Here is a 21,038-nt window from a genome sequence, read left to right as displayed (position 1 = left end):
GTTTCGTAAAACGTTGAACGGGCTGATTAGAAAGACGGGGGTATAGCTCAGCTGGGAGAGCGCTTGCATGGCATGCAAGAGGTCAGCGGTTCGATCCCGCTTACCTCCACCAGTCAACGGCGAAGGATGCAGTACCAGTTTGCAAGTCCAAGTCCCCTTCGTCTAGAGGCCTAGGACATCACCCTTTCACGGTGAGTACAGGGGTTCGAATCCCCTAGGGGACGCCAGTTCTTCTGGCAGCAGTATGTAGTGATGCAGTTGAAGTGACAATGTAGTTGAGTACGCCGCTGCGGAGCGGTAGTTCAGTTGGTTAGAATACCGGCCTGTCACGCCGGGGGTCGCGGGTTCGAGCCCCGTCCGCTCCGCCAAAGCTCTCGCTCAGAGTCTTTCAAGAGCTCCGTTTTCGGGGCTTTTTTGCTTTATATAGTGTGAGACCTTGTTGTCTGTAGTTTGGGGCATCGAGGATCCTGGGGGGTATAGCTCAGCTGGGAGAGCGCTTGCATGGCATGCAAGAGGTCAGCGGTTCGATCCCGCTTACCTCCACCAGTAAGCAGTACGGTAGTAAAGTAGTTCTGTTTTGTTCAGGTCCCCTTCGTCTAGAGGCCTAGGACATCACCCTTTCACGGTGAGTACAGGGGTTCGAATCCCCTAGGGGACGCCAGTCTTTCTGGCATGTAGTACCAAACTGCCTTGACACCGCAGTGCATTGAAGAAGTCAGAGTAAACCGCTGCGGAGCGGTAGTTCAGTTGGTTAGAATACCGGCCTGTCACGCCGGGGGTCGCGGGTTCGAGCCCCGTCCGCTCCGCCAAGCACATCACGCAGTTCGCAAGCGCCTCGGCCTTGCCAGCCATAGAAAGCTCCGGTTTCCGGAGCTTTTTTGCATTCCGGCCCGCATCATCTAGCGGCAGCCATCTTCCCCGCCATTGCCCCCTACGCTCAGACTCGTCCATTTCGCCATCTGGACAGCCTTTCAGTGCGCCTTCATTCTCTTTGCGTCGTGCCCTGCGAAAAGAAGAGGACTACGTGACCGCGAACGCCGCCGCTCCCCATCCGCACCGCCAGCATCTGCAACGCATCATCGCAGGCCTGAACGAAGGCATCATCCTGCTCGAAGCGGACGGCGCCATCGCCTGGGCCAATGCCAGCGCGCTCAAGCTGCATGGCACCGATAACCTGGATGAACTGGGCGGCACGCCAGCCGGCTACCGCAAGCGCTACAGCCTCAGCTACCGCAATCATCACCGCGTGCCAGCGCGCCAATATCCGCTGGACCTGCTGGCCGCGGCCGAGCCGTTCGACGAACTGCTGCTGGACCTGGAACGCAAGGACGATGACGCGTTCCTGCGCAACATACGCGCCAGCGGCCTGAACCTGGACGGCAGCGAAGGGACCGACTACCGCGTCCTGATCCTGCATGACCAGACTGAGCAGATCAATGCCGAAGTACGCTTCGAGCGCGCCTTCGGCGCCAATCCCGCGCCCGCCCTCATCTGCCGCCTGTCCGACCTGCGCTATGTGAAGGTGAACCAGGGCTTCCTGGAGATGACCGGCTATGCACGCGACGCCATCGTGGGCAGGTCGGCCTATGAGCTGGACGTGCTGGACGGCGGCGACGACAAGGACAACGCGATCGCCAGCCTCAACGAGGGGCAGACCATTGCGCAGCGCGAGGGCGTGTTGAAACTGGCGGACGGCAGCGTGAAGTTCGTCATCGTCGCGGGCCAACCCATCGACATGCAGGGCGAGCCATGCATGCTGTTCACCTTCATCGACCTCGAGGCCCGCAAGCGCACCGAACTGGCCCTGCGCGAAAGCGAGGAACGCTTCTCCAAGACATTCCGCCTCGCGCCCGTGCCCATGGCCGTCTGCGAGGGCGAGACCCTGCTGGCGCTGGACCTGAACGACGCTTTTGCCACGGCCGCCGGCGCCTCTGCGCAGGACGGCATAGGCCAGACGCTGACCGGATTGGGGCTCCAGCTCGCCGAAGATCTGGAGGCCAGCCTCAAGCGCGGTGAAAGCGCCCGCAACCGCGAGGTGGCATTGGCTGCCCGGGACGGCAGCCGGCTGGATTGCCTGCTGTCGGCCGAACCCGTGACTATCGGCGGGCAGCCGCGCGTATTGCTGGCGGTCCAGGACATCACGGAACGCAAGCGCTCCGAGGCGGAACTGCTGACGGCGATCGAGGCCGTCATGCAGGACACTTCCTGGTTCAGCCGCAGCGTCATCGAAAAGCTGGCGCAACTGCGTGAGCCGGCGCCCGCCACCCGCGACGTGGCAGAACTGGCGCAGCTCACTTCCCGCGAACGCGAGGTGCTGGGCCTGATGTGCCAAGGCCATGACGACGAGGGCATTGCCCGGCAGTTGAAGCTGTCGCGCAACACGGTGCGCAACCACGTGGCCACGATCTACAGCAAGATCGGCGTGCACCGCCGCAGCGCGGCCATTGTGTGGGCGCGGGACCGCGGCATCACCGGGCATGAACAGGCGCAGACGCGAAACAAGCGCGCCAAGGGCTGACATCCCTCGACTATTTACAATTTGATTCAAAATAAACGACTGCCCGGCGTCCCCGAAGATGTGCGCCACTTAGAAGTCGACGCCCCTCAAAATCTTCCATTTCCAACAAAAATCACAGCAACAGGCCGTTAATTTCGGCCACGCAGCCTGCATTGCGCAAACCCTGCGCAGCTTCTTACGATCCGCCGATCCTGCCCTTGCCCGACAAGCGGCGCGATCCCCGCAAGACCGAAAGGAGCCCATCCGTGCAGACCGCCTACATTCCCGTCCCGACCGTCGCCAAACCGACCGCCGCCCCCGCCTGGAGCGCCGCCGACATCATGGCGCTCTACGAGTTGCCGTTCATGGATCTGGTGTTCCGGGCGCAGCAGACGCACCGCGCTCATTTCGATCCCAACGCCATCCAGCTGTCCAGCCTGCTGTCGATCAAGACCGGCGGCTGTCCCGAGGACTGCGCCTACTGCCCGCAGTCCTCGCACTACGACACCGGCCTGGACGCCGACAAGCTGATGCCCCTGGCGGACGTGGTGGCAGCGGCCCGCAAGGCCCAGGAAGGCGGCGCACAGCGCTTCTGCATGGGCGCCGCCTGGCGCAGCCCCAAGCCGCACCACCTGGAGGCGGTGGCCGAGATGGTCAGCGCGGTGAAGGCCCTGGGCCTGGAGACCTGCGTGACGCTGGGCATGCTGCGCGAGGGCCAGGCCGAACAGCTCAAGAGCGCGGGCCTGGATTACTACAACCACAACCTCGACACCTCGCCCGAGTTCTACGGCAAGATCATCTCCACCCGCACCTACCAGGACCGGCTGGACACGCTGGACCGGGTGCGCGACGCCGGCATCAACGTGTGCTGCGGCGGCATCGTCGGCATGGGCGAATCGCGCCGCGAGCGCGCCGGCCTGATCGCCCAGTTGGCCAACATGGAGCCCTATCCCGAGTCCGTGCCGATCAACAACCTGGTGCAGGTGGAAGGTACGCCGCTGGCCGGCGTCGAAGCCCTGGACCCGTTCGAGTTCGTGCGCACCATTGCCGTGGCCCGCATCGCCATGCCGCGCGCGGCCGTGCGCCTGTCCGCCGGCCGCGAAGCCATGGATGACGCGTTGCAGGCCCTGTGCTTCATGGCGGGCGCCAACTCCATGTTCTACGGCGACGCCCTGCTGACCACGGCCAATCCGCAGATGGAAGCCGACCAGCGCCTGCTGCAGCGCCTGGGCATGCGCATCGACGCCGCCCAGCACACGCACCACGACGCCACGGCATGCCGTTGACTCCCGGCCTCCTCTACCTGCTGGCCAGCGTCGCCTGCAGCGTCACCGTGGCCGTGCTGCTGAAGCTGGCGCGGCGCTATCAAGTCGACGTGCGCCAGGCCATCGCCATGAACTATGCGGTGGCCGCCCTGCTCTGCTGGGCCGTGCTGCGCCCGGACCCGGCGGCGCTGCTGACCCCACAGACGCCGTGGCTGGTGCTGGCCGCGCTGGGCGTACTGTTGCCCAGCGTGTTCCTGGCGATGGCGGCGGCCGTACGTCATGCCGGCATCGTGCGCAGCGACGCGGCGCAGCGCCTGTCCCTGTTCATCCCGCTGCTGGCGGCCTTCCTGCTGTTCGGCGAACCGGTAAGCGGCCGCAAGCTGGCCGCGACCCTGCTGGCCGCCAGCGCCTTGTACTGCCTGCTGCGCCGCGCACCCCGCGCGCAGACGCCGGGCGAGGACACGGCCGCAAGCAGCCGCGCCATGTGGCTGTGGCCGCTGGTGGTCTGGGTGGGGTATGGCGTCATCGACATCCTGTTCAAGCAGATGGCGCGCGCGGGCACCGCTTTCGCGGGCGGGCTGCTGCTGGCCTTCCTCGTCGCCGGCGTGCTGATGCTCTGCTACCTGCTGTGGCGCCGGGTGCGCTGCCAGCTTCGGCACCTGGCCGCGGGTGCGGCGCTGGGACTGGCGAACTTCGGCAACATCCTGACCTACATCCGCGCGCACCAGTCGCTGCCCGAGCACCCCGCGCTGGTGTTCGCGTCCATGAACATGGGCGTGATCACCCTGGGCACGCTGGTCGGCGCACTGGCCTTCCGCGAACCGCTGACCCGGCTGAACCTGCTGGGCATCGCGCTGGCGCTGGCTGCCATCGTGCTGATGGCGCCCTGGTAAGGACGCGACCCCGGCCTCAGGTGCCGGTGCGCCTCTGGCGGCCGTCTTCGGCCGCGTCGTCCGCCACATCCGCCGCCACATCCGCCGCGGCATCGCCAGGCGGTTCCGCAGCGGGCGGCTCAGTGGCTGCCACCGGCGCCACTTCGGGCTGCACCATTTCCATGGCGATGTCGGTTGCTGGATCCACGCGCGGATCCAGCACCGCCGCGGCGGGCGAGCTCTGCAGCGTGTCCGGCATGGGCACGAAATGCGTGGGCGCTTCTTCCACCTGATGCGCACCGGTGACGCGCGTGGGACGCACATGCCAGACCAGGATCAAGGCGCAGGCGGAGATGAACACGTAGTACATGCTGGGGCCGGCCAGGGACATCAGCACCCCGGCAATCATCGGCCCCACGCATGCACCGACCCCGTAGGTCATGAGCAGCACGGCCGACAGGCTGACCCGGCGCTCGGATTCCACGTGATCGTTGGCGAACGCCGCGCCCAGCGGGTACAGCGTGAACTGCAGCACGCCGAAGACACAGGACATGGCCACCAGCGCCCAGTACGGCAGCACGATCCAGCCCCACATGACCACCGGCAGCAGCACCAGCAGCAGCGCATTGAAGCGGATCAGACCGGCGCGGTTGATGCGGTCGGAAAGCCAGCCCATGGGCCATTGCGACAGCAGGCCGGCGGTCACTGCGGCGGCCACGAAAATCGCCGCCTGCGAGGTGGACAGGCCATGCTTGGCGCCATAGACGGCCGCCAGGCCATAGAACGCGCCGGAAAGGTTGCCGGCCACGAACAACACCGTCATCGACAGCGGCACGCGCCGCATGAAGAAGCGTATGTCCAGCGGCGCCGGCAGCGGCGTGGGCGGGTGCGAGCGCGCGGTGACGGCGATAGGCACCAGGCACAGCACCAGGCACATGGCCACCAGCGTCAGCGGCCGCAGGTCCAGCGTGGCATAGGCCGTCAGGGCCAGTTGGCCCAGCACGGTGCCCAGGCCGGACACGACCATGTAGACGGAGAAGACGCGCCCGCGCTGGTGGTTTTCGGTCTGCTCGTTGAGCCAGCTTTCGATGACCATGAATTCGGTCACCATCACGATGCCCGAAATGACGCGGAACACCAGCCACAGCGGCATGGATTCGACCAGCGTCTGGGCCAGGATCATGCTGGTGGCCACCGCCGCACAGGCGACGAACGCCCGGATGTGGCCCACGCGGATGATGAGTTTGTGCCCCAGGCGGGCGCCGCACACCAGGCCCAGGTAGTAGCCGGCGATCAGGGCGCCGATCCACACCTCGCTGACAGACTGCGCTGTCAGCCTGAGCCCCATATAGGTGTTGAACAGACCCGTGCCGATGAGCATCAGCAAGGTCGCGAAGTAAAGCGACGAAAAGGAGGAAAGGGTGGCGAGCATGGCGTCGGCAACCGCTGCTGGCGGCAGCGCAACAGGCCGCGAAAGCGGCCCGCTGCGCTAAGCGGTAAAACAGGAACTGCGTGGGATCAGACTTGCGACAGCATCGTGGCGGCGTCGCTGACTTCGAACTTGCCGGGGCCTTCGACGTTCAGCTGCTTGACCACACCGTCGACGATCAGGGCCGAGTAGCGCTGCGAGCGCACGCCCATGCCGCGCTGGATCAGGTCCAGCTCCAGGCCCAGTTCCTTGGTCCACAAGGCGGAACCGTCGGCCAGCATGCGGACCTTGCCTTCGGTCTTCTGCTCGCGGCCCCAGGCGCCCATGACGAACGCGTCGTTGACCGACACGCACCAGATTTCATCGATGCCCTTGGCCTTCAGGGCCGCAGCCTGTTCCACATAGCCCGGCAGATGCTTGGCCGAGCAGGTGGGCGTGAAGGCGCCCGGCAGGGCGAACAGCGCAATGGTCTTGCCGCGGGTCAGGTCGGCGACCTGGAACGCGTTGGGGCCCAGCGAGCAGCCGGCGGTTTCGGTTTCGATGAATTCGGTCAGGGTGCCGTCCGGCACGCGATCGCCGACTTTGATCGTCATGTAGATCTCCAGGAGGAATAGGGGCAATGCATTGGGGCAGGAGCGCCCCACAGGCTCCATCATAGTTCCTGCGCGGCCGCCTTGCTGGCCAGCCAGCGTCAGGGAAAGAAAGATGCACAGTCTGAAACGACTCCACACCAAGGCTACACGGGCGCGAAACGGCTGATTGCCATAATGTTGTGGTTGCAATCACCGCCCGCGCACGCCGCGCTGCCGGCTGGCGGGCATCTAGCGGAGATTCATCGATGCGCAAGATCTTGACCGGCCTGGCCCTGGCGCTGACCTCGGCCGCCACGGCCTGGGCGGCTCCCGATGCCGCCGAACAGGCCCAATACGACTCCTTCGTCATCGCCGCCGGCGCCTCCAACGGCGCCGCCCGCGCCTGCGGGGCTTCCGAACCCGATCTGGCCCAGCACCAGGCCACGGCCCGCAAGAACCTGCTGCAGTATGCGCAGGAATATGGCTTTCCTTCGGGCGGGTATGACGGGCTGTTCCAGAAGGGACAGGCGCAGGGAACGGCGATGATGGAAGAGATGAAGCGATCGGGGGTGGACGGGTGCCGGGGGGTGTTGGGCGGGTTTCAGGGGGAGAGGGTGATGGAGTATGAGGATATGAAGAGGGCGTTGGCGGAGGTTAGTGATGGGTTGCCGGGGGAGAAGGCGCAGTAGCAGGTTCTGTTTCTGTTTCTGAAGGTTCAGGTTCTTGAGACGCCAGTCGCGGCGGCGGGGCCAGAGGCGCGGGGCAACGATTGCGGTCCGGAGCCTTCGCTCCGGACTTCCCCTTCGTCATCTTCGTCACCGCCTTCGGCGGTTCCTTCAGATTCCCTCGGGCTTATCGACGCCCCGCGCCTCTGGCCCCGCCGCCGCGACTGGCTCTGCTGGTTGAAACTTCCTGGCCCCAGGGACGAACGGTGTGCTTAGGGTTCTCGCCGCCGGTGGGGTTTGGCGATGGATCTTGCGGGGCCCGCCCCCGGCCGGCCGCGCGGGCGGCCTCTGGGGGCTTACGCGGTGTCTTGCGATTCCCGATGGCGCTGCGCGCTGGTGGGGAGTGATCGTGGATATCACGGGCACTTTTTCATGACGGCCCATCAAAGCCCGTTGGCAAGTCAATCGCCACTTGAACTCCAAAGCCGGATGGGTGGCGCGCGTACGGGTCTTCATGCGCAAACGGCTGCCCGCCGCGCGCCACCCATCACCGCCCCCCTCCCCCTAACGGCAACGCCATCAGAAAACCCACCTACGCATGCGCGCTAGCGATCACAATCACACTTCAAATAATGACGTATGTATTAATCGGCCGCCCGCGCGGCCGATTAATACGGGCGCCCAAGACTCACCCCCAACCACGGCTCCAGCAGCGCAACAAGCCAAGACGCACGTAGCCCGTCGGCGCGGGCGGCGTGGCGGCTCGCAACCTCGATGCGCCCGAGGGAATCTGAAGGAAAGGCCGCAGGCCTTGACGAAGATGACGACGGGGGAGTCCGGAGCGAACGCTCCGGACCGCAATCGTGGGCGCGAGCCGCCACGCCGCCCGCGACGACGGGCGACCTACGAAGACTCGTGCGCACTCATAGCGCCCAACAAGCCCCAAGAAGACCCAAACGAACCCACGAAGATCAAAGCCCGTTCTGCTTGAACCAATCCAACATCCGCGTCCAAGCCTGCTCCGCCTCAGCCTTCCGATAAGAAGGCCGATAATCCGCATGAAACGCATGCGGCGCGTCCGGATACACATCGATCCGCGAAGCCTTCGCCGCCGCCGGCCCCTGCGCCAGTTCCAGCCGCATCTTGTCCACGTCCGCCATCGAAATCCCGGCGTCCTTGCCGCCATAGGCTCCCAGCACCTTCGCCTTCAGGTCGTTCACCTGGCTCAGCACCGATTTGGGCTTCAGTTCCGAAGGCTGCCCGCCCAACTGGCCGTACCAAGCCGCGCCGGCCTTGAGCTTCGGGTTGTGGGCCGCGTACAGCCAGACCTGGCGGCCGCCCCAGCAAAAGCCCACGATGCCCAGCCGGTCCGGATTGCCGCCGTTGGACGTGGCCCAGGCCGCGGTCGAGTCCAGGTCGGACATCACCTGCGCGTCCGGGACCTTGCCGATGATTTCCGCCTGCAACTTGGGGATCTCGGTGTACTTGGACGGATCGCCCTGGCGTGCGAACAGCTCGGGCGCGATGGCCAGATAGCCCTGGTGGGCCAGCCGCCGGCACACGTCCTGGATGTACTCGTGCACCCCGAAAATCTCCGACACCACCAGCACCGTGGGCAAGTCCTTCTTGCCCTTGGGCGCCGCGCGGTATGCCGGCATCTTGCCGTCCTTGACCGGGATGTCCACCTTGCCGGCGACAAGGCCGTTGACGTCCGTGGTGATCGTGGTCTGCGCCACGGCCTGTCCGGCCGCCAGCGAAAACCCCGTCGCCACCGTGGTGGCCATGAAACCCCGCCGGTTCAGCCGCAGGGGCGGCAGCAGGCTGTCGAAGTGCGCGTCCTGGTCATTCATCGAGAATCTCCTGGCAAAAAGCTGGCAGGGGCGGCTGGACGCCGCCTTCCGGACCAGCCTGGTTCACTTCAGGGAGAAGTCCACGCGCGAGGGTTGCCCCTCGTCCTTGATGCCATCCGCGTCCAGTTGCGGCGCAACGATGAACACGCGATCCGCGAGTCCTTCCTGGGCTTGCAGCTTCTCATAAACCGCCTGCGCGCGCGCATCGGCCAGTTGGCGCAACTGCTCGTCGCCCACCGGCGCCACGCTGCGCAGCATCTCCTCCATCTGCACCGCCGGCACGGATTTGGACATGCCGATGAAGTTGCGCGGCTTGTCCTTGATGTCCGTGTCGTCGTAGACCTCTTCCAGATACTTGGCGCGCTCCGCGCCCGAGACCTCGACGCCGGCCGGGTTCGGCTTCTTGCCGCGCGGCGCGACGTCCGCTGCCTTGGCGGCGCGGATCTTGGCGTCGACCCAGGCCTGGCGCAGGCCTTCCATGTCGGTCTTGGGATCGGCGCGGCCGCTGATGTCCATCTTCAGGGCCGGACGGTCCGTCAGCGCCTTGGTCAGCGTGTCGATGCGCTGCAGGCTGTCCTCGGTCAGCGCCGCGCTGCCCGGCGCAAATTCCACGTAGGACAGTTCTTCCCCGCCGCCGAAGGCCGAGGCCAGCAGACTGAAGGGCGAAGTCACCGCCTTGACCACCAGGTTCAGCAGCACGCGCACCACGATGCCGCCCACCGAGAACTCCGGATCGTCCAGCGAACCGGAAATCGGCAGGTTGATGTCGATGTTGCCGCGCGAGTCCTTCAGCAAGGCCACGGCCAGCAGCACCGGCAGCTTGGTCGCGTCGGGACTGTTGGTCTTGTCGCCGAAGGTCAGCTGGTTCAGCACCACATGGTTGGTGGCTTGCAGCGCGCGGTCCTTGATCTTGTATTCCAGGTCCACCGAGAGCTTGCCGCGCTTGATGGGGTAGCCCACGTACTTGGCCGAATAGGTGTTGAAGCGCGGCAGGTCCACGCCCTTGGCCGAAGCCTTCAGGTCCAGCGACAGGTACTTGGCGAAAGGCTGCACCACCCCGCTGATCGACAGCGGCGCGGTGGTGTAGACGCGCCCGGTAACCTTGACCTTGGCGGGCTGGGGATTGGTGGACGACACCGCCGTGATCGAACCTTCGATGCTGGAGAGCTCGGCCACGTAGTTGGGCTTGACGAAGCGGTCCGTGAAGGTCATGCGGCCGCGGTTCAAGGTGACGCTGTTAACCGAGATGTCCGGCATGCCCCCGCCCCCCTTGGCGGCGGGCGCGGCGGGTGGCGGCGCGGCGCTGCGGCCAGGCGTCTGGGTGTCCTGGGTGATGGAGCCCCCGGCCTGGCCGGGAGCCGCCACCAGGTCCATGACATTCAGGCGACCTTGGGCGTTGAGCAGCACGCGGCCGTAGAAATCCTCGAGCGCGATGTCGCCCAGCTTGGCGCCGATCTTGTCGCCCGCCACCGAGATGTCCATGCCGGTAAAGCCCAGGCGCTTCCAGTTCAGGAAGTCATCCTTGTTGACTCGGTCCTGCAGGTCCACGCCGGTGACTTCGACGCCGCCCTTCCAGCTGGCCTTCATCGGCGCCGAACCGGCCGCGGCGGCGAACTCCGCGTTGCCCTTGGCGCCCAGCGTGATGGCGCGCACCGTGGCGTTCAGGCTGGAGGCCGCATAGGGCGCAAAGGACGCGACGTTCAGTTCCGACAAGTCCACGGAGGTTTTCACCGTCAGCGGCTGCGGCGTGAACGCGCCCTTGAGATCGAGCTTGCCATTGCCCTGGATGCCGGCGGCGGCCAGGGTGAAATTGCTCTGGCCCGGACCCATGGCCAGGCGGTCGGCGGTCACGCGCAGGCTTTGCAGCGCGATGTCCACGGCGGGCTTGAGGGATTCGTCGCGGGCCTTGAATTGGGTCAGGTCGGCCTGCACGGCGCTGGCGGATGCATCCACCGCGCCGTTCGTTTCCTTCACATGAACTTGCGCGCTGGCGGCCAGGCGGCCATCCAGCAGCGCGATCGGCGCCGCGTTGCGCACGGCCGGCGCCAGGGGCGCCAGCGCAATGTTGCCCAAGCGCACGCCCAGTTCCAGCGACAGCGGCTTCAGGACCAGCGGCCCCTTGGCGCGCAGCCAGCCGCCGTCGGTGCTGTTGTCCATGGTCAGCCACAAATTGATGGGCTGGCCGGACACCTGCGGCAGGGCCACGCCCTCGACCGTCGCGGCCAGGCCGGTCATCACGTAGTCCAGCTTGCTGACCGCGTCGGTGACGTAGACCTCGCCTTCGTGCAGATTGAAGGCATCCAGCTCGACCTTCCATTCAGCGGGCGCGGGCGCCGGCTGAGGCGCGGCGGCGTCCACGGCCGGGGTTCCTGCCGGAGTCGTGGCGGGGGGAGCGACGGGCGTTCCCGCGGCGGGAGCGCCCGCAGCGGGCGCTCCTGCGGCGGCGGCCGCTGCTGCTGCAGGCGCAGCGCCCTTGGCGGAGGGGTCCGAGGTTGCGCCCGCTGCGGCCGGCGCGCCCTGGGCCTGGGGCTGGGCCGGGGCCGCGGCGGGACCGGCTTTGCCACCCGCCTTGGCCGGGTCCAGGCCGCTGGCCTTGCGCAGCTTGTCGGCCACCGGCGTGGCGGTCGGCTCCACGCCGCCCAATCGTTTCAACCCGGCGACCACGTCCAGCCAGTTCAGGTTGGCATTGGCGTAGCGGCGCACATGGATCTGCGGCGCCCACAGGCCCACCTCGCCCACATAGGCGTGGCGCGCAATGGGCTCCAGTTCCAGGCGGGTGACCGTCAGCGCGCTCCAGGCGACGAGATTTGCGCCAGCGGTGTCGCGCAGGTCCAGCCGCCGCAGGCCAAGGTCTCCGACCACGCGGATCTTGGGCGGCGCGTCCTTGGGCTGCTCGAACACCACTTGCAGGTTGGAATCCAGCAGCGCGCTTTCCACCTTGAACGGCAGCGGCATGGGCCAGACGTCCGCCCACTTTTCCAGTTGCAGCCCGTTGAAGGCCACGCGCAGCGTGGACGAGGGCACCTTGTCGAAGGGGCGCGCCACGCCGTTCAGATCAAAGGGGCTGCCGTTGATGCGCAGATGCACGCGCGGCTGCACATCGATGTCGGTGGCGTAGCCGAACGTGGAGATGAACGGCACGCCCACGCCCAGCTCGTCGACCACCTGCTTGCGGCCGGTGACCTTGTCATCCAGCGTGATCGTGCCATTCTCGATCACCATATTGTTCAGCGAGAAGCGCGGCAGCCCTTCGTCCGGCTTGGGCGGTTCTTCGGGCTGGGCGGCCGTCAATTCGGCCACTCGTTGCTGAATATCAGAGAAATTGAAGCGCGTGACGTCCTCGCGGACGATGGCGATGTTAGGCTCGCGCAGCGTCATTCGATCGACGACCGGCGCAAACCAGAACAGGGAAGTCCAGGCCGCGCTGACGTCCAGCTCGGCCAGCGTCAAGAGCGGCGTCTGCGAATCGGGCTGGGCCACGGCCAGGTCGCGCGCGCGGACGGTCAGCGTGAAGGGATTGAAGCTGATGTCGCCGACGGAGACGTCCCGCCCGATCATCTTGGAGACGTCCTGCACCAGGACGTTGTGCAGCACTTTGGGGACTTGCCAGGCGGCAACCCCGAAAAGGATCAGTACGAATGCCGCAATACCCAGAAGAATCTTGCCGACCCGGCGGGTTAACCGAAGCTTGGGCATCCGCAAGGGCATTGCGCGTCTCCTGATACGAATTGAAGGACGAGCGTTTCCGTCCTTCTAATGACTACAGGCGCGATTATCGCGCCCCCTGCACCGCTCGTCTATCATAGGCGTATCGATGGGCCGATCCGGCCAGCCGGGACCGCCCTTTTCAATCATTAACAATTATCGCTCCCGATTCCCATGTCCACGCCCACCCCAACCTTGAGCCACCTGGATGAAGCCGGGCAGGTCCGCATGGTCGACGTCATCGCCAAGACCGACACCGAGCGCGTGGCGATCGCCACCGCCAGCGTGCGCATGAACGCCGTCGCCTATGGCCTGCTGACCCAGCCGGGCCAGGGCAAAGGCGAAGTCCTCAACACCGCCCGCGTCGCCGCCATCCTGGCCGCCAAGCGCTGCGCCGACACCATCCCGCTGTGCCACAGCCTGCCGCTGGCCTTCGTCGGCGTCGAGTTCGCGCTGGACGACGCCGAACACCGCATCGACGTGCTGGCCACCTGCCGCACCAGCTACAAGACCGGCGTGGAAATGGAAGCCATGATGGCCTGCAGCGTCGCCGCGCTGACCATCTACGACATGTGCAAGGCTGCCGACAAGGGCATCGTCATCGAGCAAGTTCGCCTTAAGTACAAGGCAGGAGGAAAAAGCGGTGAATGGCGCAACGATTAATCTTCTCTACTTCGCGCGCGTGGCCGAACTGGTCGGCAAGCGCTCCGAAGCCTGGCCACTGGAAGGCGAGTCCACCGGCGCGCAGCTGCTTGCCGCGCTGGGCGAACGCTACCCCCAGCTGGCGCCCTCCGCGCGCCTGAAGCTGGCCATCAACCAGACCCACTCCAAGCCGTCCGCGCCCATCCGCGCGGGCGACGAGGTCGCGGTATTCGAACCCGTCACCGGAGGTTGAACGCCATGATCAGCGTCCAGGAAGCCGACTTCGACGGCGCCGCGCTCACGGCCGCGCTGCGGGAGAGCGCCGGCCCGGGCGTGGGCGGCATCGTCACGTTCGTGGGCTATGTGCGCGACTACGCGCCCGACACGCCCACCGACACGCTCTTTCTCGAACACTACCCAGGCATGTGCGAACGTGAACTGGAAGAGATCGCCGCGACCGCCCGCGCGCGCTGGAACCTGGCCGGCACGGTCATCGTGCACCGGGTGGGCGCGCTGCACCGCAATGCCCAGATCGTCTTCGTCGCGGCGGCCAGCGCCCATCGCGGCGACGCCTTCCGCGGCTGCGAATACATCATCGACGCGCTCAAGACGCGCGCGCCCTTCTGGAAGCGCGAAACCCTCGCGGGCGGCAGCAGCTTCTGGGTGGAGCAACGCCAATCCGACCAGGACCGCACGCAGTCCTGGGATGAAGACACCACCGCCTAGAAGAGGAAAATCCATGAGCGACGAAAGCCTTGTTTCGCTGGCCTGCGCCGTGCTTACGGTCAGCGACACCCGCAGCGCGGGCGACGACACCTCCGGCAATCTGCTGGCTCATAGCCTCGCGCATGCCGGCCATCAGTGCGTGCGCCGCGACATCGTCAAGGACGACATCTATCAGATCCGCCGCATCATGAGCGACTGGATCGCCGATCCCGAGGTGCAGGTGATCCTGACCACGGGCGGCACGGGCTTTTCGCATCGCGACCACACGCCCGAGGCCATCATGCCCCTGCTGGACCGCGAGATTCCCGGCTTCGGCGAGCTGTTCCGCCAGATCTCCTATACCGAGATCGGCAGCTCCACCATCCAGTCGCGCGCCTTTGCCGGCTCGGCCAACCAGACGCTGATCTTCTGCCTGCCCGGCTCGAACAACGCCTGCGAAACCGCCTGGGCGCAGATCATCCGCGAGCAGCTGGACAGCAGTCACCGCCCCTGCAATTTCGCCACCCATTTCAAGCAACGCGAAGAAGACAACTGACCCATGCTGGATTTTGATCAAGCCCAGACCCTGCTGGCCAACGCCGCGGGGCCGCTGCAACGCAGCGAAGAGGTGAGCCTGGCCGATGCCGCCGGCCGCGTGCTGGCCGCCGATCTCACCGCCACCGTGGACATACCGCCTGCCGACAACAGCGCCATGGACGGCTATGCGCTGCGCGTGGCCGACTGGGGCGCCGGCGTGCGCCTGCCCATCCAGCAGCGCTGCTACGCGGGGGAAATGCCGGAACCGCTCAAGCCTGGCCACGCCATCCGCCTGTTCACCGGCAGCCTGATTCCCGAAGGCGCGGATACGGTCGTCATGCAGGAAGACACCACCGAAGCCGACGGCCAGGTGGAAATCTCGCGTGCGCCCAAGGCCGGCCAGCACATCCGCCGCCGCGGCGAAGACACCATGGCCGGCGCGCCGCTGCTGGCCGCGGGCACCGTACTTGAAGCCGCCCACGTGGCGCTGATGGCTTCGCAAGGCCTGGCCCGCGTGCAGGTGTTCGGCCAGTTGCGCGTGGGCATCCTGACCACCGGCGACGAGCTGGTGCTGCCCGGCCAGCCGCGCGCGGCCGAGCAGATCTACAACTCCAACGGCCCCATGCTGGCCGCCCTGGCGCGCGGCATGGGCGCCCTGCCCGTGCACGTGCTGCACGCCCGCGACACCGAGGCCGACCTGCACGCCGCATTCAAGACGCTGCTGGCCGATTGCGACCTGGTGGTGAGCGTGGGCGGCGTGTCGGTGGGCGAACGCGATCTGGTCAAGCCCGCGCTGGCCTCGCTGGGCGGCGAACTGGCGCTATGGAAGGTGCGCATGAAGCCGGGCAAGCCGGTGGCGCTGGCGCAGATCGACGGCAAGCCCGTGGTCGGCCTGCCCGGCAACCCGGTGTCGGCCTACGCCGTGTTCACCCTGCTGGTGACGCCGCTGATGCGCCGCATGCAAGGCCGCGAAACCCTGTTCCCGCCGACCAGCCTGCTGCCGCTGCGCACCGAGCATCCACGCCAGGACAGCCGCGAGGAATTCCTGCGCGTGCAGCGCCGTCTGGCCGACGACGGCAGCGCCGAACTGGTGCCCTACGGCCATCAGGGTTCGGGGGTGATCAGCTCGCTGCCCTGGGCGACGGGCCTGGCCCGACTGCCGGCCGACGTGCAAGTGCAGGACAAGGACCGGGTCGCCTACTACGACCTGCGTCACTGGTTGGCGTAGCGCTCGGCCCGCGCCAGCTCATCTGGCGTGTTGACGTTCATGAAGGCATCGGGCGCGTCGTCGAAGCAGGCTTCGACCGCGCCCATCCTCGCCTGCCACAGCCCCACCTTGCGGTCCCCGGCCCGCAGGTATGCCAGCAGATCGGGCAATAGCGACGTGCGCAAGGCCATGCAGGCCGAATGGCGCTGTCCGTCCGCCACCGCATAGGCCATGGGCGCATTGGCGGACTCGGCCGCGCGCACCAGGCGCGCTGCCAAATCCGTGGGCAGGAACGGCGTATCGCAAGGCGCCACCACCAGCCAGGCCTCCTGGCGTGCGGCATCCAGGCCCGCGGCAATGCCCAGCAGCGGCCCTTGCCAGGCGCCCAGATCGGCTTCGCCGTCCTGCACGACGGCGCCGTAGCGGGCATAGAGATCCAGGTGACGGTTGGCGCTGATGACGAGGCGCGACACCTGCGGCGCCAGGCGGCGCGCCACGTGCGCCACCATGGGCTCGCCGCGCAACACGACCAGGCCCTTGTCCTGTCCGTTCATGCGCGCGCCCTGGCCGCCCGCGAGGATCAGGCCGGCGATGCCCCTGCTGGCAAACGCTTCAGCCACCGATGTAGCTCATCTCGATCTTGCGCGCCGGGTCGGCCATGTTGCGGCCGCGCAGCTCGGAATAATGGTCGTTGCGCCCCGCCCAGATGCCCGCGATGATGCCGGCGAGTTCGGCATCGCTGGCCCCGTCGCGCAGCGGTGCGCGCAGGTCGTAGCCATCGTGCGCAAACAGGCACAGGAAGAGCTTGCCTTCCGGCGACAGGCGCGCGCGCGTACAGCCGCCGCAGAAGGCGTGCGTGACGCTGGAGATGACGCCGATCTCGCCGCCGCCGTCCAGGTAGCGCCAGCGTTCGGCCACGCGGCCCATTTCGCCGCTGGCCACGGGTTCCAGCGGATAGGCCGCGCCGATGCGGTCCAGCACTTCCTGGCTGGGCACCACCTCGGCAAGATTCCAGCCGTTGGTATTGCCCACGTCCATGTATTCGATGAAGCGCAGGATGTGGCCTGAATGGCGGAAGCGTTCGGCCATGGGCAGGATCTGCCCGTCGTTCAGGCCGCGTCGCACCACCATGTTGACCTTGACCGGCGCGAGCCCGGCCTCGGCCGCGGCGTCGACGCCGCGCAGCACGTCGTCGGGCGTGAAGCCGCTGTCGCTCATGCCCTGGAACATGGCCGGGTCCAACGCATCCAGGCTGACGGTGACACGCGTGAGCCCGGCGCTCTTGAGCGCCTCGGCCTTGCGCGCCAGCATGCTGCCGTTGGTGGTCAGGGTCAGGTCCAGCGGGCGGCCGGCGGGCGTGCGCAGGTCGGCCAACTGGCCCACCAGGTTCTCGATATGCTTGCGCAGCAGCGGCTCGCCGCCCGTCAGGCGGATCTTCTCCACGCCCAATTGCGTGAAGATGCCCGCCAGGCGGCTGATTTCCTCGAACGACAGCAGCGCCGAATGCGGCATGAAGGTGTAGCTGCTGTCGAAGACTTCGCGCGGCATGCAGTAGGTGCAGCGGAAGTTGCAGCGGTCCGTGACCGAAATCCGCAGGTCGCGCAAGGGACGCGCGCGCTGGTCCAGCGCGGGCTGTCCGTGCGGCGGCAGTTCGCCGGGCGCCAGCGGGCCGCTGCGGCGATCGGCAAGAAAGATCACTTTGCTCATGGGAGCATCATATCCCGGCGCATCGCGTTTCGCGCTCATGGAAAGGCCTCCTGCAGCGACTGCAGCCTGCCGGTGTCGCGGGCGTCGTAGCCCGCCAGCTGGCCGACGTAGCCGACGTAGTCCGGGCTGCGCATGATGGACAGCAGGTCGCGCATGGCCGGCGTCTCCAGCGAGGCCTTGCGGATGGCGAAGAAATAGCGTTCCCGCACCAGCGGGATGAAGTCCAGTCCGAAGCGGCAGGCGGCCGTTTCCACCCCCACGCCCGTGTCGGCCATGCCGCTGGCGATGTGCGCGGCAATGGCCATATGGGTGAACTCGTTGGTTTCGTAGCCCTGGACCTCGCTGATCGAGACCCCCGCCCGCTGCAGCATCAGGCCCACCAGATAGCGCGTGCTGGAGCCGATCTGGCGGTTGACGAAACGCACGTCGGGCCGCGCCAGGTCAGCCATGCCGCGTATGTGCTTGGGGTTGCCGGCGGTGACGAACAGGCCGGCATTGCGCACCGCCAAGTGGATCAGCATGTACTCGTCAGCATGCAGCCATTGGGCGTAGCGTTCCATGATGGGCGCTTCGAAATCGCCCAGCGGCACCTGGAAGCCCGCCAGGTCGCACTCGCGACGCTCCAGCGAGGCCAGCGCCTCGATGGCGGTGCGGTAGCGCAATTCCAGGCCCGGCTTGCGGTTGCCCATGTGCTGCATCAGCGACTCCACCGCGAAGCCGTGGCTGGCATGCAGCCGCAGATGCGGGCCGCTCTCGGACAGCAGGCGCTCCAGTTCTTCCTGCAGTTCCGAGGCCATGCTGTCCAGCGTGGGCATCAGGCGCGCCTCGATGCGGCGGTTGGCCCACAGCAGGCGCTGCGCGAACGGCGCCAGCTGCGTGCCCTGGCGGCGGTTGGTGATGAGCAACTGCGTACCGAAGATTGCCTCGAAACGGCGCAGCACGCCCCAGGCATGCCGGTACGACAGGCCACAGGCGCGACAGGCCCCGGCAATATTGCCAGTGGCATCGATCGCGGACAGCAGCGCCAGCATATCCTGCAATGGCACGGGTGCCGGGTCGTCGTCTCCGCCCAGGGTCCATTGCGGCCGCAGGCCGATACGGAACTTATATGTCATTTATTTCTTATTGAAGACGGTGAATTACCCCGTTAGAGTACACAAATAACGCGGTTGGAGGGAGTTTTATATGTTTTTTAAAACATATAAAACCGAACAACATCCAGCCCGGCACAACAGCAACACAGGAGGAGACCGACGTGCATCAGCGCGAGGCAACATCCGATCTGGCGTCCAGCGGCGGCGCCCGCGGCGGCCAGATGGCCCTGGACGCGGCCCAGGCGTCCCACACCCCGGCCATCGCGGCCACCGCCCGCATACTCGCCCGGCTGAAGGACCAGCCCGGCCCGCTGCTGCCCGTGCTGCACGCGGTCCAGCATGAACTGGGCTGTATTCCGGCCGCGGCGGTGCAGACCATCGCCGAGGCCCTGAACCTGTCCCGCGCCGAGGTCCACGGCGTCATCACCTTCTATCCGCATTTCCGCAGCGAACCCGCGGCGCGCCACACCCTGGAGGTCTGTCGCGCCGAAGCCTGTCAGGCCATGGGCGGCGAACATCTCGCCGCCCATGCGCGCACGGCGCTGGGCTGTGATTTCCACGCCAACAGCAAGAACGGCGATTTCACCCTGGAACCGGTGTACTGCCTGGGCCTGTGCGCCCAGTCGCCGGCGGTGATGATCGACGGGCGGCCCCATGCCCGCGTCACGCCGGAAAAGCTCGACCGACTGCTGGCCCGCACGCGGGAGGCGCAATCATGAGCTCCCCCATTGTCATCTACGTGCCGCGCGACGCCGCGGCGCTGGCCATGGACGCCGACACGGTGGCGCGCGACATCGAACGCGCCGCCGACGCCCGCGGTCTGTCCGTGCAGATCGTGCGCAACGGCTCGCGCGGCCTGCTGTGGCTGGAACCCATGGTCGAAATCACTACCCCGCAAGGCCGCATCGCCTACGGGCCGGTGCAGCCCGAAGACGTCGCCGCGCTGTTCGACGCCGGCTGGCTAAGTGGCGGCGAGCATCCGCTGCGCCTGGGCCTGACCGAAGAAATCCCCTACCTGAAGCACCAGGAACGCCTGACCTTCGCCCGCGTCGGCGTGACCGATCCGCTGTCCCTGCAGGACTACGCCGCCCATGGCGGCCTGCAGGGCCTGCAACGCGCCCTGGCCATGGAGCCCGGGCAGATCGTCGACGAAATGGTGGCCTCGGGCCTGCGCGGCCGCGGCGGCGCGGCGTTCCCGACCGGCATCAAATGGAAGACGGTCGCAGGCACCCCCGGCACCCAGAAATATATCGTCTGCAACGCCGACGAAGGCGACTCCGGCACCTTCGCCGACCGCCTGCTGATGGAAGGCGACCCCTATGTGCTGATCGAAGGCATGACCATCGCCGGCCTGGCGGTGGGCGCGACCTACGGCTACATCTACGTGCGTTCGGAATATCCGCAAGCGATCGACACGCTGGAAGCCGCCATCGCGCGGGCGCGCAGCGTGGGCTGGCTGGGCAATGACGTGCACGGCAGCGGCCGCCGCTTCGACCTGGAAGTGCGCAAGGGCGCGGGCGCCTATATCTGCGGCGAGGAAACCTCGCTGCTGGAAAGCATCGAGGGCAAGCGCGGCGTGGTTCGCGCCAAGCCGCCGCTGCCGGCGATCTCGGGCCTGTTCGGCAAGCCCACGGTCATCAACAACGTGATTTCTCTGGCCACCGTGCCCATCATCCTGGCCAAGGGCGCCGCCTATTACCGCGACTATGGCGTGGGCCGCTCGCACGGCACGCTGCCGTTCCAGCTGGCCGGCAACCTCAAGCACGGCGGCCTGGTCGAGAAGGCCTTCGGCCTGAGCCTGCGCGACCTGCTGTACGGTTTCGGCGGCGGCAGCGCCTCCGGCCGCCCGCTGCGCGCGGTGCAGGTGGGCGGCCCGCTGGGCGCCTACCTGCCGGAATCGCAATGGGACGTGCCGCTGGACTACGAGGCCTACATCCAGATATCCGCCATGGTCGGCCATGGCGGCCTGGTGGCCTTCGACGACACCGTCGACATGGCGCGCATGGCGCGCTATGCGATGGAGTTCTGCGCCATCGAATCCTGCGGCAAATGCACGCCCTGCCGCATCGGCTCCACCCGCGGCGTGGAAACCATAGACAAGATCGTCGCGGGCGGCCCCGGCCGCGAGCAGCAGGTGCATCTGCTGCGCGACCTGTGCGACACGATGCTGGGCGGCTCGCTGTGCGCCCTGGGGGGCATGGCGCCCTACCCGGTGCTGTCGGCGCTGAACCACTTCCCGCAGGACTTCGGCATCGAGTCCTCCCAGTCTGCCGCGCACGCGGCCTGAACCC

General features: G+C 66.9%; 18 protein-coding genes and 6 tRNA genes. 17 read left to right on the top strand and 7 right to left on the bottom strand.

The genetic code is table 11. The annotated features are described in order from the left end of the window. Positions 1–36 precede the first annotated feature (36 nt). The 9 genes from AC1RHV_RS19525 to AC1RHV_RS19485 all read left to right on the top strand — a co-directional run bounded on the left by AC1RHV_RS19525 (position 37) and on the right by AC1RHV_RS19485 (position 4,655). Positions 37–112 (top strand) — tRNA-Ala (locus AC1RHV_RS19525). Between the two features lie 39 nt (positions 113–151). Further along, positions 152–227: transfer RNA gene (locus AC1RHV_RS19520), tRNA-Glu, on the top strand. Between the two features lie 64 nt (positions 228–291). Next, positions 292–368, top strand: a tRNA-Asp gene (locus AC1RHV_RS19515). A gap of 102 nt (positions 369–470) precedes the next feature. After that, positions 471–546, top strand: a tRNA-Ala gene (locus tag AC1RHV_RS19510). A gap of 39 nt (positions 547–585) precedes the next feature. Continuing rightward, positions 586–661, top strand: a tRNA-Glu gene (locus tag AC1RHV_RS19505). 71 nt (positions 662–732) lie between these two features. Beyond that, positions 733–809 (top strand) — tRNA-Asp (locus tag AC1RHV_RS19500). A 215-nt stretch (positions 810–1,024) separates the two neighbouring features. After that, positions 1,025–2,518, top strand: coding sequence for a PAS domain S-box protein (locus AC1RHV_RS19495; protein ID WP_119451031.1), 1,494 nt, complete (start codon positions 1,025–1,027; stop codon positions 2,516–2,518). A 245-nt stretch (positions 2,519–2,763) separates the two neighbouring features. After that, complete coding sequence (gene bioB, locus AC1RHV_RS19490) at positions 2,764–3,783, top strand: biotin synthase BioB (protein ID WP_054452235.1); 1,020 nt, start codon at positions 2,764–2,766, stop codon at positions 3,781–3,783. Further along, entirely contained in the window at positions 3,780–4,655 is an 876-nt protein-coding gene (locus tag AC1RHV_RS19485; RefSeq protein WP_175213130.1) for an EamA family transporter, read from the top strand. Before bioB ends, AC1RHV_RS19485 begins: the two co-directional genes overlap by 4 nt. Before the next feature lie 16 nt (positions 4,656–4,671). On the opposite strand, the gene AC1RHV_RS19480 is transcribed toward AC1RHV_RS19485, so the two are convergent. Both AC1RHV_RS19480 and AC1RHV_RS19475 read right to left on the bottom strand, forming a co-directional pair. Further along, positions 4,672–6,066, bottom strand: coding sequence for an MFS transporter (locus AC1RHV_RS19480; protein ID WP_492301733.1), 1,395 nt, complete (start codon positions 6,064–6,066; stop codon positions 4,672–4,674). 86 nt (positions 6,067–6,152) lie between these two features. Then, positions 6,153–6,656: a peroxiredoxin gene (locus AC1RHV_RS19475; protein WP_492301731.1), complete on the bottom strand. Its 504-nt coding sequence runs from the start codon at positions 6,654–6,656 to the stop codon at positions 6,153–6,155. 245 nt (positions 6,657–6,901) lie between these two features. Here AC1RHV_RS19475 and AC1RHV_RS19470 point away from each other — a divergent pair, with 245 nt between their 5' ends. Next, positions 6,902–7,324: a hypothetical protein gene (locus tag AC1RHV_RS19470; protein ID WP_175163597.1), complete on the top strand. Its 423-nt coding sequence runs from the start codon at positions 6,902–6,904 to the stop codon at positions 7,322–7,324. A 947-nt stretch (positions 7,325–8,271) separates the two neighbouring features. Here AC1RHV_RS19470 and AC1RHV_RS19465 read toward each other — a convergent pair. Both AC1RHV_RS19465 and AC1RHV_RS19460 read right to left on the bottom strand, forming a co-directional pair. Beyond that, entirely contained in the window at positions 8,272–9,150 is an 879-nt protein-coding gene (locus AC1RHV_RS19465; protein ID WP_119452207.1) for a dienelactone hydrolase family protein, read from the bottom strand. A gap of 63 nt (positions 9,151–9,213) precedes the next feature. Next, complete coding sequence (locus tag AC1RHV_RS19460; RefSeq protein ID WP_492301729.1) at positions 9,214–12,858, bottom strand: DUF748 domain-containing protein; 3,645 nt, start codon at positions 12,856–12,858, stop codon at positions 9,214–9,216. Between the two features lie 171 nt (positions 12,859–13,029). On the opposite strand from AC1RHV_RS19460, the gene moaC reads away from it, so the two are divergent. From moaC to AC1RHV_RS19435, 5 genes are read left to right on the top strand one after another with little or no spacing between them, the layout of a single operon-like run. After that, on the top strand, positions 13,030–13,518 hold the full coding sequence (gene moaC / locus AC1RHV_RS19455; RefSeq protein WP_042794830.1) for a cyclic pyranopterin monophosphate synthase MoaC: 489 nt from the start codon (positions 13,030–13,032) through the stop codon (positions 13,516–13,518). Continuing rightward, positions 13,499–13,750 (top strand): MoaD/ThiS family protein, encoded by a 252-nt coding sequence (locus AC1RHV_RS19450; protein WP_054451574.1) that lies wholly within the window; start codon positions 13,499–13,501, stop codon positions 13,748–13,750. Before moaC ends, AC1RHV_RS19450 begins: the two co-directional genes overlap by 20 nt. A 5-nt stretch (positions 13,751–13,755) precedes the next feature. Beyond that, on the top strand, positions 13,756–14,223 hold the full coding sequence (locus tag AC1RHV_RS19445) for a molybdenum cofactor biosynthesis protein MoaE (protein WP_054451575.1): 468 nt from the start codon (positions 13,756–13,758) through the stop codon (positions 14,221–14,223). 13 nt (positions 14,224–14,236) lie between these two features. Next, positions 14,237–14,758: a molybdenum cofactor biosynthesis protein B gene (moaB, locus tag AC1RHV_RS19440; protein WP_054451576.1), complete on the top strand. Its 522-nt coding sequence runs from the start codon at positions 14,237–14,239 to the stop codon at positions 14,756–14,758. Between the two features lie 3 nt (positions 14,759–14,761). Continuing rightward, entirely contained in the window at positions 14,762–15,967 is a 1,206-nt protein-coding gene (locus AC1RHV_RS19435; RefSeq protein ID WP_054451577.1) for a molybdopterin molybdotransferase MoeA, read from the top strand. On the opposite strand, the gene mobA is transcribed toward AC1RHV_RS19435, so the two are convergent. Genes mobA through AC1RHV_RS19420 form a run of 3 tightly spaced genes read right to left on the bottom strand, consistent with a single transcriptional unit; the run spans position 15,952 to position 18,768 of the window. After that, a complete protein-coding gene (mobA, locus tag AC1RHV_RS19430) occupies positions 15,952–16,566 on the bottom strand; it encodes a molybdenum cofactor guanylyltransferase MobA (RefSeq protein WP_492301727.1) in 615 nt (204 codons plus the stop codon). The two genes, AC1RHV_RS19435 and mobA, sit on opposite strands and share 16 nt — an antisense overlap. Beyond that, positions 16,559–17,653, bottom strand: a complete 1,095-nt coding sequence (gene moaA, locus AC1RHV_RS19425) for a GTP 3',8-cyclase MoaA (RefSeq protein WP_119449253.1) — start codon at positions 17,651–17,653, stop codon at positions 16,559–16,561. Before moaA ends, mobA begins: the two co-directional genes overlap by 8 nt. A gap of 35 nt (positions 17,654–17,688) precedes the next feature. Further along, a complete protein-coding gene (locus AC1RHV_RS19420; RefSeq protein ID WP_492301725.1) occupies positions 17,689–18,768 on the bottom strand; it encodes a substrate-binding domain-containing protein in 1,080 nt (359 codons plus the stop codon). Between the two features lie 140 nt (positions 18,769–18,908). On the opposite strand from AC1RHV_RS19420, the gene AC1RHV_RS19415 reads away from it, so the two are divergent. Together AC1RHV_RS19415 and AC1RHV_RS19410 are read left to right on the top strand one after the other, a co-directional pair. Next, positions 18,909–19,466, top strand: a complete 558-nt coding sequence (locus tag AC1RHV_RS19415) for a formate dehydrogenase subunit gamma (RefSeq protein WP_054451579.1) — start codon at positions 18,909–18,911, stop codon at positions 19,464–19,466. Beyond that, complete coding sequence (locus AC1RHV_RS19410) at positions 19,463–21,034, top strand: formate dehydrogenase beta subunit (RefSeq protein ID WP_175212474.1); 1,572 nt, start codon at positions 19,463–19,465, stop codon at positions 21,032–21,034. Before AC1RHV_RS19415 ends, AC1RHV_RS19410 begins: the two co-directional genes overlap by 4 nt. Positions 21,035–21,038 lie beyond the last annotated feature (4 nt).

It is taken from the genome of Achromobacter sp. GW823-FHT04E03, from assembly GCF_058796095.1.
The sequence above is the reverse complement of the archived record's forward strand: the minus strand, read 5'-3'. Positions and strand labels throughout refer to the sequence as shown.